General features: G+C 38.8%; 12 protein-coding genes. 10 read left to right on the forward strand and 2 right to left on the reverse strand.

What is annotated here, in order from left to right; all coding sequences use genetic code 11:
- Positions 1 to 50: 50 nt before the first annotated feature.
- Complete coding sequence (locus ACQKMR_RS03075) at positions 51 to 1,862, reverse strand: ABC transporter ATP-binding protein (protein WP_427695967.1); 1,812 nt, start codon at positions 1,860 to 1,862, stop codon at positions 51 to 53.
- A gap of 213 nt (positions 1,863 to 2,075) precedes the next feature.
- On the opposite strand from ACQKMR_RS03075, the gene ACQKMR_RS03080 reads away from it, so the two are divergent.
- From ACQKMR_RS03080 to ACQKMR_RS03090, 3 genes are all read left to right on the forward strand, one after another.
- A complete protein-coding gene (locus ACQKMR_RS03080) occupies positions 2,076 to 2,558 on the forward strand; it encodes a DinB family protein (RefSeq protein ID WP_427695968.1) in 483 nt (160 codons plus the stop codon).
- Positions 2,559 to 2,632: 74 nt separating this feature from the next.
- A complete protein-coding gene (locus tag ACQKMR_RS03085) occupies positions 2,633 to 3,181 on the forward strand; it encodes a M15 family metallopeptidase (protein ID WP_427695969.1) in 549 nt (182 codons plus the stop codon).
- A gap of 125 nt (positions 3,182 to 3,306) precedes the next feature.
- Positions 3,307 to 3,849, forward strand: a complete 543-nt coding sequence (locus ACQKMR_RS03090; RefSeq protein WP_427695970.1) for an acyl-CoA thioesterase — start codon at positions 3,307 to 3,309, stop codon at positions 3,847 to 3,849.
- 28 nt (positions 3,850 to 3,877) lie between these two features.
- Here ACQKMR_RS03090 and ACQKMR_RS03095 read toward each other — a convergent pair whose 3' ends face one another.
- A complete protein-coding gene (locus ACQKMR_RS03095; protein ID WP_427695971.1) occupies positions 3,878 to 4,513 on the reverse strand; it encodes a Bax inhibitor-1/YccA family protein in 636 nt (211 codons plus the stop codon).
- 508 nt (positions 4,514 to 5,021) lie between these two features.
- Here ACQKMR_RS03095 and ACQKMR_RS03100 point away from each other — a divergent pair.
- From ACQKMR_RS03100 to ACQKMR_RS03130, 7 genes are all read left to right on the forward strand, one after another.
- Entirely contained in the window at positions 5,022 to 6,047 is a 1,026-nt protein-coding gene (locus tag ACQKMR_RS03100; protein WP_427695972.1) for an ABC transporter ATP-binding protein, read from the forward strand.
- Positions 6,025 to 6,951: an ABC transporter ATP-binding protein gene (locus ACQKMR_RS03105; protein WP_427695973.1), complete on the forward strand. Its 927-nt coding sequence runs from the start codon at positions 6,025 to 6,027 to the stop codon at positions 6,949 to 6,951. The genes ACQKMR_RS03100 and ACQKMR_RS03105 overlap by 23 nt, the downstream gene beginning before the upstream one ends.
- 15 nt (positions 6,952 to 6,966) lie before the next feature.
- On the forward strand, positions 6,967 to 7,932 hold the full coding sequence (gene opp4B / locus ACQKMR_RS03110) for an oligopeptide ABC transporter permease (RefSeq protein ID WP_427695974.1): 966 nt from the start codon (positions 6,967 to 6,969) through the stop codon (positions 7,930 to 7,932).
- Positions 7,933 to 7,953: 21 nt separating this feature from the next.
- Positions 7,954 to 8,853 (forward strand): ABC transporter permease, encoded by a 900-nt coding sequence (locus tag ACQKMR_RS03115; RefSeq protein WP_201183392.1) that lies wholly within the window; start codon positions 7,954 to 7,956, stop codon positions 8,851 to 8,853.
- Between the two features lie 19 nt (positions 8,854 to 8,872).
- Complete coding sequence (gene opp4A, locus ACQKMR_RS03120) at positions 8,873 to 10,645, forward strand: oligopeptide ABC transporter substrate-binding protein (protein WP_427695975.1); 1,773 nt, start codon at positions 8,873 to 8,875, stop codon at positions 10,643 to 10,645.
- Between the two features lie 303 nt (positions 10,646 to 10,948).
- The gene (locus tag ACQKMR_RS03125; RefSeq protein ID WP_427695976.1) at positions 10,949 to 11,086 is read left to right on the forward strand and encodes a hypothetical protein; all 138 of its coding nucleotides are present in this window, start codon (positions 10,949 to 10,951) and stop codon (positions 11,084 to 11,086) included.
- A 91-nt stretch (positions 11,087 to 11,177) separates the two neighbouring features.
- The gene (locus ACQKMR_RS03130) at positions 11,178 to 12,224 is read left to right on the forward strand and encodes a M42 family metallopeptidase (protein WP_427695977.1); all 1,047 of its coding nucleotides are present in this window, start codon (positions 11,178 to 11,180) and stop codon (positions 12,222 to 12,224) included.
- Positions 12,225 to 12,291: the final 67 nt, after the last annotated feature.

Consider the following 12,291-nt stretch of genomic DNA (forward strand, 5'->3'; position numbering starts at 1 on the left):
GCTTATTATATATAAATCGGACCCTGTTTCTTTAGGCAGTTGTATAGTTGTTACGTTATGGCCTTCAATTGAGGGAATTGCAAGTCATGAAGCTGCCTATATCTGCCGTTACTTGTCAATAACTGTTCATGCGTTCCTTTTTCATGGACCCTGCCTTTTTCAAGAACAATTATTTGGTCCGCATTTTGAACGGTTGATAATCGATGCGCAATGACAATTGAAGTCCGATTTACTAATAAACGTGACAATGCTTCCTGGATTAAATGCTCGGATTCTGTATCTAATGCTGCTGTCGCTTCATCGAGAATGATGATTTGCGGATTCTTCAAAAGTGCCCTAGCAATAGCGATTCGCTGCTTTTGTCCTCCTGAAAGTTTGACGCCTCGCTCTCCAATTTGAGAATCATAACCATTCGGAAAGGCACTAATAAAGTCATGAGCATTGGCTGCTTTAGCCGATTCAGTGATTTCATCATCTGTTGCATCAAGTTTTCCATAAACGATGTTATCCCGGATTGAACCATTGAATAAAATGATATCCTGAGAAACAATCCCCATTTGGCTACGTATAGATTTCAGCGACACATCACGGATATCAAGACCATCCATTTTGATTGTTCCTTGTTGTGGATCATAAAATCGGATTAAAAGGCTTGTAATTGTCGATTTCCCTGCACCAGAAGAGCCGACAAGAGCTGTTACTTGACCAGCTTTCATTGTTAGGTTTAGATCGCTAAGAACAGGAACACTTTCATCATAAGCAAAATCAACTGATTGAAATTCAATTTGGTTTTTTACTGAAGGAAGCTCAATTGCATTTCCTTTGTCTCTGACTTCAGGTTGTGTTTCCATAATTTCTGTAATCCGCTCAAAAGCTGCAGCCGACTGCTGGACAATGCTGATAACTCGGCTGAAATTGCGAACAGGGCTCTGCAGTAATCTCAAATAGGCGAGGAAGGCTACTATTAATCCCACTGTAAATGCACCTTCCATCACTTGCCAAGCCCCAAACACAATAACAGCAACAAGACCAATATTGTTCAATAAATCGATAACCGGACCGAACATAGATCGCAAGCGAACCGATTTAATGTTAGCTACCATGTTTTCATGATTACGTTCCGCAAAACGCTTCGATTCAAATTCTTCATTGGTAAAAGATTGAATGAGTCGCATTCCTGAGATCGAATCCTGTAACTGGTTGCTTACATCTCCTGCAGAACTTTGAACAGACCTAAACGACATTCGAATACGTTTTCCAAATACCCTTGTGATATAGAACATGAACGGGAATGTAAAAAGAAGGACAATGGTCAGTTTCCAATTAATGAAAAGCATATAGACTGCAACTGCAACAAAAGTTACCGTGTCTGTTACGACTTGCAGCATGCTTGAAGAGATGAGTTGTTGTAGTAAATTGACATCATTAGTCAGCCGTGACATTAAGTCACCCGTTCGGTTTTTATCAAAGAATTTCATATCCAGCCTTTGAATATGTTCATACATGCTATTCCGTAAATCCATAATCGCTTTTTGACCAACTTTGGAAACGATATAGCTGTTAAAGTAGTTTAGTAAAGCTAATAAAATAGCGGCTCCAAGAATTCCTGTGCCTACCCAAATCAAGGAGTCATATTTTTTTTCGGGAATGATATTATCAATCGTATACTGAGTCAACTGTGGGATGGAGAATTCAAGCAAAGAAATGAACAGCATTATACATAAAATCAAGGAAGAAAATTTCCATTTAGATGGGACACGATTAAACATTTGCCTGAGCATTGTCCAAATGCTTCCTTTTGAAGGCTTTGCATTAATGACGCTACGTCCTTTGTGGCTAAATGGGATATGTCCTCCGCTCATAACGATCACTCCTATTTTGACTATCTTTGATGAATTTTAAAAGTCATTTGTATTAGGTGAATATTACCTTTATGACTATCATAGAGCTTTTCTAAAAATAGACAACTTTAAATCGTTTTTCTTCCTATCAAAAAGTGTTTTTATTTTACACCTTTATACAGAACATGGAATAATTGATGGAGTTTAACTAAGCTTTCGGGAGGAGATGCTAAAATGGAAGATAACAAAAAAATTAGGAAAGAACTTTTAGAAGCGGTTAACAATTTATCGGATGAACAGCTGAATGCCCATCCAGAAGAAGGCCGATGGAGCATTATCCAGGTATTGAATCATCTATATTTAATGGAGCGAGTGATAACCAAGGGAATTGCTGACAAATTAAAAAGCGATGAGAGTATCCCTGCAGAAGATAAACCGATAGAGTATACTCTAAATCGTGAAGTGAAGGTCTCGGCGCCGCCATTTGTCATTCCATCCGAAGCATTTCAAACTTTGGACGAGGTTAAGAATAAGTTGTCCGATTCCCGCCAGGCATTTATACAAGTTGTTGACAGCGCAAATGAAAAAGATCTTGAACAAAAGTCATTCCCTCATCCATTGTTTAAAGAATTAAGCTTGAAGCAATGGATTCCGTTTGTGGGTTTACATGAAAGACGACATTTACTGCAAATAGAAGAATTGAAGTCAAAGTTATAATAGAAGAAAAACTCATCCGTTTTTGGTTGAGTTTTTCTCATTCAGATAGTTATTCGTAAAGGAAGGATTGTTCAGTGAAGGTTAACTGGGTAAGGGCATGTCTGATAATAGGCTTTTTCGGGTTACTATTAGGATTCATGCTTAAGCATTTGCTCCCCCCCGATCTAGATAAAATTAAACTGACTGACGAGTTGCATCCGATAGTCGCTGAAAAAAAAGAAATGCTCATTCAACAGGCTAATGAAAAAGGTATCACGGTAATCATAACAGCTGGATTCCGTACTTTTGAAGAGCAAAATGACCTCTATGAAAAAGGACGTTTAAAGTCTGGAAGCATTGTAACTAATGCAAAAGGAGGGGAGTCGCTCCATAATTTTGGATTGGCGATAGATTTTGCTCTCCTTAACAAACAAGGGGAGGCTATTTGGAATATGGAATATGACGGCAACGATAACGGGGAATCAGATTGGATGGAAGTCGTCGCTATCGCGAAAGATTTAGGGTTTGACTGGGGAGGAGATTGGTCAGGTTTTAGAGATTATCCTCATCTACAAATGACCTTTGGCTTGAGCTTACGAGAGCTACAACAGGCAAAGAGCCTACAGAACAGTAAAAGTGAATAAACGTGAATTGTTTCTTTCGAATAATTCCGACTAAAAGCAGGAAAATAAGCATGTGTGTTGCTTTACAGTGAAGAATTCGTTAAAGTGAACTAGTGAGAAATTAGACATAAAGGAGTGCAGTCACCATGGAAGAAATAAAACATTGCCGGGACTCTTTGGTCATAAAAACGAGCCTTGTCCTCCCGCCGGATACAAATAATATTGGTACGATGTTTGGAGGCAAATTGATGGCTTACATTGATGATGTTGCGGCTATATCTGCGATGCGTCATGCGAGAAGTAATGTCGTTACGGCTTCAACTGATTCTGTCGATTTCCTGCACCCTATTCACGAAGGAAATGCAGTATGTCTAGAAAGTTTCGTGACTTATACGGGCAGAACCTCTATGGAAATCATCGTAAAAGTTATTGCGGAAGATTTAGTTACGGGAGACCGTAACTTATGTGTTATTTCCTTTTTAACCTTTGTTGCAATTAATGAGGATGGAAAGCCAATACCTGTTCCGCGTTTGGTTCCAGAGACTGAAATGGAGAAGAATTTAAACGAATCAGCGAAACAGCGGGCCCAAATAAGGAAAAAAAGAAGAGAAGATACTCAGTTCATTGCCAGTACCTTCGGTGTAAAACAGCCGTGGACTGAAAAATCAGAGCCTGGACTATATAAATAAAAAAACCGGGCAGCTAATGCCCGTTTTTTTAATCTTCGCTCGATAAAATACCAAAGAAACGTAGGATGTTAATAAAAAGGTTAATGAAATTAAGATAAAGATTTAAGGCCATGAGCGGTACTTCCTCGGCTGTAACCCCGTAATGCTTCATTCGATTGAAATCATATAAAATATATCCACTGAATACAAGAATCCCAATAAATGAAAAGATTAGCATTGCTGTAGAACTTAAAGGTGAGAAAAGGTTAAAAATACTAATGGCTACTAAAGCTAGCAAGGCGGCAAATAACATTCCTCTTAAGAAAGAAAGGTCCCTCTTGGTTGTTGTAGCATATATAGCTAGTCCCCCAAATACAACTGTTGTCGTTACACCGGCTAACATCACAACATTCGCCCCTGCAGTTGCAAGATAGTGTGCAATAATCGGATAGGTGGTAATCCCAGAAATTAACGTAAAACTATACAGGAATGTGTAGCCAATAGCTTTTTTCTTCCGCATGATAAAAGCGCCAATTAGCATAGCAATTTCTAGAATCGCTAAAGGTAGAAATAAGGATGGTGGAACAAGAGTTCCAACAGCCATCCCTAAAACAGAGATTGCGAGAGAAAGAGCAAAGGTACGCATAACAGATGGCATATATGTGTTTACATTTTGTGAATACATTCAATCACCTCATTATTTATTGTCTACCGTTTTCTACGAAAGAGTTTTAAAAAGGTTTCAGTGCATTTAAAAATAATATTTAAGGTGTTTTTTAAAGAGATATGAAATATACATGAGAGTATTACCAATTTTATGATATTCTTACAATTAAGCTAATTTTTCTGAAATATTAAAATTTTTAAAATGCATTTGAAATAAGTACTTTTCCCCTAGGTGAAATTAAGTGATTAAATATTTTTAGTGGAATATTTAATCATTATTTCAAAATAAGAAAATTAAATTGTTTTATTCTATGCTATTAATAGGGCTTCATAACTTTACTGTGTAAAAGTTAGAAAGGGAATCATTTTTTATATTGCAGAAAAATATTCCTAAAGTTATAAAATATGAAAAAAATGTGATTATTTTGTATAAAACTATTGTATAAATGTAAAAAATTGATTAAAATTTTAAATAATTATCAGAAGATTTATTATTTTCCCGAAAAAATTGTTTAGGGGGAGCAGGGATGAAGAAAGCGATATTGCAAATTGAAAACCTTACTACCTCATTTCGAATTCAGAGCAAATATCATGCAGCAGTGGATGATGTTTCGTTTACTGTAAATGAAAATGAAATTGTAGCGGTGGTTGGAGAATCAGGATGTGGAAAGAGCGCACTGGCCCTTTCTATCATGCAATTACATAATAAACAGAGAACGAAGTCAGAAGGTACAATACATTATAAAGGTCAAAATTTACTTACACTTAATGATACACAAATGAATAAAGTCCGCGGAAAGGAATTAGGGATGATATTTCAGGAACCTTTGACAGCATTGAACCCGTTGATGACAATCGGAAAGCAGATTGAGGAAAATCTTGACTATCATACTGAACTTTCTAAGGATGAAAAAAAGAACAGGACAATCGAACTCTTAACACAAGTGGGTATCCCTTATCCTGAACGGACATACAAGCAATATCCGCATGAACTATCGGGCGGAATGCGTCAAAGAGCAATGATATCGATTGCCATTGCTTGCAATCCAGCACTAGTTATTGCTGATGAACCAACGACAGCATTAGATGTTACCATTCAAGCGCAAATACTTGATTTGTTGAAAGATATTCAAAGTAAAACAAAAATGGGGATTATATTAATTACCCATGATCTGAGCGTTGTAGCAGAGGTAGCTGATCGGATTGTTGTCATGTATGCTGGGCAAGTAGTAGAGACGGGAAGTGTTAAAGAGATATTTAACAATCCACTTCATCCATATACTAGGTCGCTATTAAATTCAATTCCTTCGGCTACCAATGAAAAAAAACGTTTGCACGTTATTGAGGGAATTGTTCCATCGATAGCAAAAATGGACAGGAAGGGATGTCGTTTCCAAGATCGTATCCCATGGATTCCTAAACAAGCGCATGAAGAGTCGCCTCATCTTCACGAGGTAGGTCAGGATCACTTTGTACGGTGCACCTGCTATAAAGAATTTTATTTTCAAGCTGAAGGAGATGCATCGACTCATGACATTACTCAAAGTAGATAATTTAAAAGTGCATTTTCCAATAAGAGGCGGTTTTTTCCGAAGAGTAGTTGATCATGTAAAAGCCGTAGATGGTGTGTCCTTCGAGCTGCAGCAAGGGGAAACATATGGTTTGGTTGGAGAATCAGGAAGCGGCAAGTCAACGACAGGTAAGGCAGTTGTCAAGCTGAATAATGTGACATCTGGACAAATCCTGTTTGAAGGCAGGGATTTAGCAGCTTTAAGTAGAAAAGAGATTAAACCATTCCGAAAAGATATCCAAATGATTTTCCAAGACCCATATTCATCATTGAATCCCAAGAAGAGGGTGCTGGACATCATTGCCGAACCGCTGAGGAACTTTGAACGGTTATCACCTGCAGAAGAAAAGAAAATTGTTCAGGACTTCTTGGACAAAGTCGGACTCAGTCCGGAATCGATTCACAAGTATCCTCATGAATTTTCAGGTGGGCAGCGCCAGCGAATTGGAATTGCTAGATCATTGACATTAAAACCCAAACTGATTATAGCTGATGAACCGGTATCGGCCCTCGACGTATCGGTTCAGGCGCAGGTGTTGAATTTTCTTCAGGATCTTCAACAGGAGTTCAATTTAACCTATTTATTCGTTGGTCATGACCTCGGTGTAATCCGGCATATGTGTGATCGGATGGGAGTTATGTATCGCGGTAGATTAGTAGAGGAAGGCAATAGCGATGAAATCTATGAAAATCCCCAACATATTTACACAAAACGATTGATTGCTGCCATTCCCGATTTAGAACCGGAAGTTCGTGAGGATAAAGTACAGCTTAGAAAAAAATTATCAGCAGAGTATGAGTCGTCTTATTCAAAATTTTTCGATGAAAATGGACGTGCTTACGACTTGAAGCCTATCTCAGCAACACATAGAGTCGCATTACAATAAGGAGGTGGAAAGGATATGTGGAAGTTTATCCTCAGGCGTTTTTTAGTTATGATCCCGCAGCTCTTTTTATTGAGCATTATCGTTTTCATGATGGCAAAAGCAATGCCGGGTGATGCCTTGTCTGGTCAAGAAATCAATCCTAGGGCTAATCCTGCTGAGCTTGAAAGAATCAGAGAAGATTTGGGCTTGAATGATCCTTGGTATCAACAATATATAAGGTGGGCATCTAATGCTGTACAGGGGGATTTTGGTATTTCCTATACACATAAAACACCGGTTATGGATGTTATCGAAGACAGGCTTTGGAACACGGTGTTCCTTGCGTTGGTAACACTTATCTTTACATATATGCTTGCCATTCCGTTAGGTATACTTAGCGGCAGATATAATGATACCTGGGTGGATAAGACCGTTACGGGTTACAGTTATATAGGATTTGGCACACCGATTTTTATCTTTGCGTTAATTATGTTATTTGTTTTCGGATTTGCCCTGGATTGGTTCCCGTCTGGAGGCAGTGTCGATTCCAAAGTGGATGAAGGCACATTCGCATACGTTGTAAGTAAGATCAATCACGTGATTTTACCGGCTTTAAGTACGGCCTTAATAGCAACAACAAGCACAATTCAATATTTGCGAAATGAAATTATTGATAATAAAATAAAGGATTTCGTAAGGACTGCGCGTTCAAAAGGTGTACCTGAATCCAGCGTATATTCACGGCATATCCTGAGAAATTCCCTTTTACCAATTGCAGCATTCTTAGGCTATGAAATTACTGGATTGATCGGCGGCGCTGTCATAATAGAGACTATTTTTAGTTATCCGGGACTTGGACAGCTTTTCCTTAGTTCCGTCAGTCTACGGGATTTCAGTGTAGTGACGGCCATCGTCATGATGACGGGATTTGCCACTCTGCTTGGCACTCTTCTTTCAGACATCATACTTAGTGCGGTCGATCCGCGCATACGGATAGAATAGGAGCGGGGTGAGCGTATGGAAATGAAAGTAGAATCCGGAAAAATCATTCAAACGAAAGATGTGAGCCCATCAGGTATGAAAATCATATGGCAGGAAATTAAAAAGGATAAACTTGCTATGGGCTCATTGATTATATTAGTAGCTATATTGGTTTTCGTTTACGGCGCGTCGTTCTTTATGGATGCAAAGGAAATTGCTAAGGTCGATTTCCTCTCCATTTATATGGAGCCATCTTCAGACTACTGGCTCGGAACCGATTATGGTGGACGGGATGTATTCGGACAACTGATCATCGGTACGAGAAACTCATTTACCATCAGTTTGTTCATTACCTTATTCACGGCTATCATTGGTTTATCTTTCGGGCTTCTAGCTGGATATTTTGGCGGGGCCACCGACAATGTGATCATGCGTGTTATCGATTTTGTGATTGCCCTTCCGCAATTGATGTTCATCATTGTTGTAGTCACGATTGTACCAGTATTCAATGTGTATGTTTTCATATTGATCATGACGATGTTTTTATGGACAGGAAAGGCACGGCTTATTCGTTCAAAGGCTTTGTCAGAGCGTGAGTTGGACTATATTCACGCCTCACAAACACTTGGTACACCACATTGGAAAATCATCCTTTTTCAGCTTCTTCCTAATGTAAGTTCACTGATTATTGTTAATTTTATTTTGAATCTTGCAGGTAATATTGGCCTAGAATCCAGTTTGACTTTCTTAGGATTCGGTCTTCCAGAGAGCACCCCGAGTCTAGGGACGCTCATCAGTTATGCTCGAAATCCAGATGTTTTGGAAAACAAATGGTGGATATGGGTACCCGCATCGCTCATGATTTTAGTGTTGATGCTGAGTATAAATTTTGTTGGTCAAGCGTTAAAACGCGCAGCCGATGCAAGACAAAGAAGAGGATAAAAAAAGGGGAGTGTAGGATATGAAAATCAAAAGCTACAGTAAGGTATTAAGTGCATTGGCCATTTCGTCTCTACTGCTTGCTGCATGTTCAGATGATACGGAGAAATCGTCAACGAAAGAGAAAAAAGGGAAAGATGTCGAACAAGTTGATACATCGCTATTCCCGACAAAAACAACAAATCAGGGAGAGCCGATTGAAGGCGGCCATCTGACTTACGGATTGGTATCAGATACCCCGTTTGAAGGGATATTAAACAAAGTTTTCTATCAAGGAGATCCGGATAACCAAGTTATCACATTCTTTGATGAAGATTTACTGGATACAGACGAGAACTATGTTTTCACAAATGACGGTGCTGCTTCTTATGAAATTTCAGACGATAATAAAACGGTAACACTTACAATAAAAGACAATGTTAATTGGCAAGATGGGAAGCCTGTGACTGGTGCTGATTTAGAGTATGCATACCTTGTCTTGGGAAGCAAGGATTACAAAGGTGTACGCTATGATGAACAAATGGCTTTAATTGAAGGAATGGAAGAGTATCATGCCGGAAAAGCAGACAGTATTTCAGGTATTAAAGTAGATGGAAAGAAAATCACCTTTACTTTTAAGAAAGCGAATCCATCTGTAACAACAGGATTATGGACATATCCGCTTCATAAAGAATACTTAAGTGATGTTCCAATTGCGAAGTTGGAATCTTCTGATAAAATTCGTAAAAATCCGATTGGTTATGGACCATTTAAAGTGAAGAAAATTGTTCAAGGTGAAGCAGTTGAATTTGAAGCCTTTGAAGGGTACCACCGTGGAGCGCCTAAGTTGGACAGCGTCACTTTAAAAGTTGTAAATCCGTCTGTGGTTGTTAAGTCACTGGAAAATGGGGATATTGATGTAGCTAATATTACTGCTGATCAATATGACCAGGCAAAAGCATTGGACAACGTTGAACTATTAGGAAAAGTCGATTTAGCTTATTCTTATATTGGTTTCAGGTTCGGTCATTATGATGAGAAAAAAGCAGAAAATGTTATGGACAACCCGAAATTCGAAGACAAACGTCTTCGCCAGGCAATGGCTTATGCCATCAATAATGAAGAAGTTGGCGAAAAGATGTATAAAGGGCTTCGTTTCCCTGCCAACTCAGTTATCACACCAAACTTCAAGTATAACAATAAAGATGTTAAGCCATATGAGTATGATCCTGAAAAAGCTAAAAAACTTTTGGATGAAGCCGGATATGTTGATACAAATAAAGATGGTCTTCGTGAAGACCCAGATGGAAAAGAGTTCAAAATCAACTTCGCTTCCATGAGCGGGGGAGATATTGCTGAACCGCTTACCAATTATTACATTCAACAATGGCAGGAAGTAGGACTAGACGTTCAAATGCTAGATGGGCGTCTACATGAGTTCAATTCATTCTACGATCTATTGAAAAAAGATAATGATGAGGTTGATATCTATCAAGCGGCATGGGGTGTTGCTTCCGATCCAGATCCATCTGGTCTTTGGTCAAAATCAGCAGAATTTAACTATACTCGCTGGGTGAACGACAAAAATGATGAGCTACTTGCGAAAGGAATCTCAGAGGAAGCATTTGATGATCAATACCGTATTGATACCTACAATGAGTGGCAAGAACTGATTCATGAAGAAGTTCCAATTATTCCAACATTATTCCGTTACACTACAACTGGAGTTAATAAACGTGTCTCTGGTTATGATTACCTTGCGGAGCGCCAATATAAATGGTTCAATGTTGGTGTCACTGAAAAAGAAACAAAATAATAAATCCAATCGGCTACCTGTAGAGGTGGCCGGTTTTTTACGTTTCAATGATTATATACATATTAGTAAGTAATTGGAAGGGTGATTTTGATGGAAGTGAGAAATCCTAATGAAACAAAGAGAGAGTTAGAAATTATTGTTTACTGAATCGGTTGGCTTTTATTAAAACCGCTTGAAGAGGAAATCATTGCTGACATTGTAGCCTATCCATACGAAAAGAGAAGTGCCTTCTTGGAACACATGAAGGAATGTCCAATAAGCAAAGACTGTAATGTGAACTTTCGTCATAGAGGAGGTATCTTTATGGGTAACGAAGATATGAGTAGATATAAAGTATGGCGGGATAAGTGGAGAAGGAAAATGAACATGGAGAATATTGCGATATATGGTATTGCTACATTGGTTATGGCAATCTTGCCTGTTATGGCCCAAATGAGTTAAATCAATTAAAGGACCGTCTTTGGACGGTCCTTTGTATGTTAAAAGTTGGCATGAAAAGATATAATAAACAAAGAGGAAGGGAGAGGAAGCAATGAGTTTTATTGATGAAAAGGAAATCGTTTCTTACATAAAAGAATTAGTATCAATACCAAGCCCATCTGGCTATACGGAGCAAGCAATTAAGTATGCGGCTAAATTCATGGAGAGTAAGCAGGTACCCTATCGAATCACGAATAAAGGAGCATTGCTAGCTACGTTAAAAGGTGAAGATGATACTAGACATCGTTTGCTGACAGCACATGTTGATACACTGGGAGCTATGGTCAAGGAAATTAAGCCGAATGGCCGTTTGAAATTGACAATGATCGGTGGTTTCCGCTGGAATTCAGTGGAAGGGGAATACTGCAAAATTCATACGGCTGACGGAGCTTTTGTCACAGGGACGATTCTAATCAATCAAACGTCTGTACATGTGTATAAAAATGCTGGAGATGCCAAGCGTGATGATGAGACAATTGAAGTCCGTATAGATGCTGTCGTGAAAACGAAAGCGGATACAGAGGCAATTGGCATCTCTGTTGGAGACTTTGTATCATTTGAACCAAGGGTAGAAGTAACAGAGACTGGCTTTTTGAAATCAAGGCACTTGGATGATAAGGCAAGCGTAGGCATTCTTCTTCATATCATTGATCTGATTTCTGCAGGAAAGATTAAATTGGCATATACCACACATTTCTTAATTTCAAACAATGAAGAAATAGGATATGGCGGGAATTCTAATATCCCAGAGAAAACAGTTGAATATTTAGCCGTCGATATGGGAGCGATCGGTGATGGCCAAACGACGGATGAATACAGCGTTTCCATTTGCGCCAAAGACTCTTCCGGCCCGTATCACTATAAATTGCGTCAGCATCTTGCCGCACTTGCCAAAACAAACGCTATTGATTATCGCGTCGATATTTATCCGTATTATGGATCGGATGCTTCCGCAGCAATCCGAGCAGGATACGATGTTGTACATGGTTTGATCGGACCGGGAATTGATGCTTCCCATGCCTTTGAGAGGACTCATATCTCTTCATTAAAGCATACAGCCAATCTGATTTTGCATTATATTCAATCGGAGTTGGTGTAATCGTGAAAAAAAGCCCACACTCATGTTGTTTGAGTGTGGGCTTTACTGGCTTTTATAGCGATAGTTT

This window comes from Peribacillus sp. NPDC096540, from assembly GCF_050278525.1.
In the GTDB taxonomy this organism is placed as follows: Bacteria; Bacillota; Bacilli; order Bacillales; family DSM-1321; genus Peribacillus.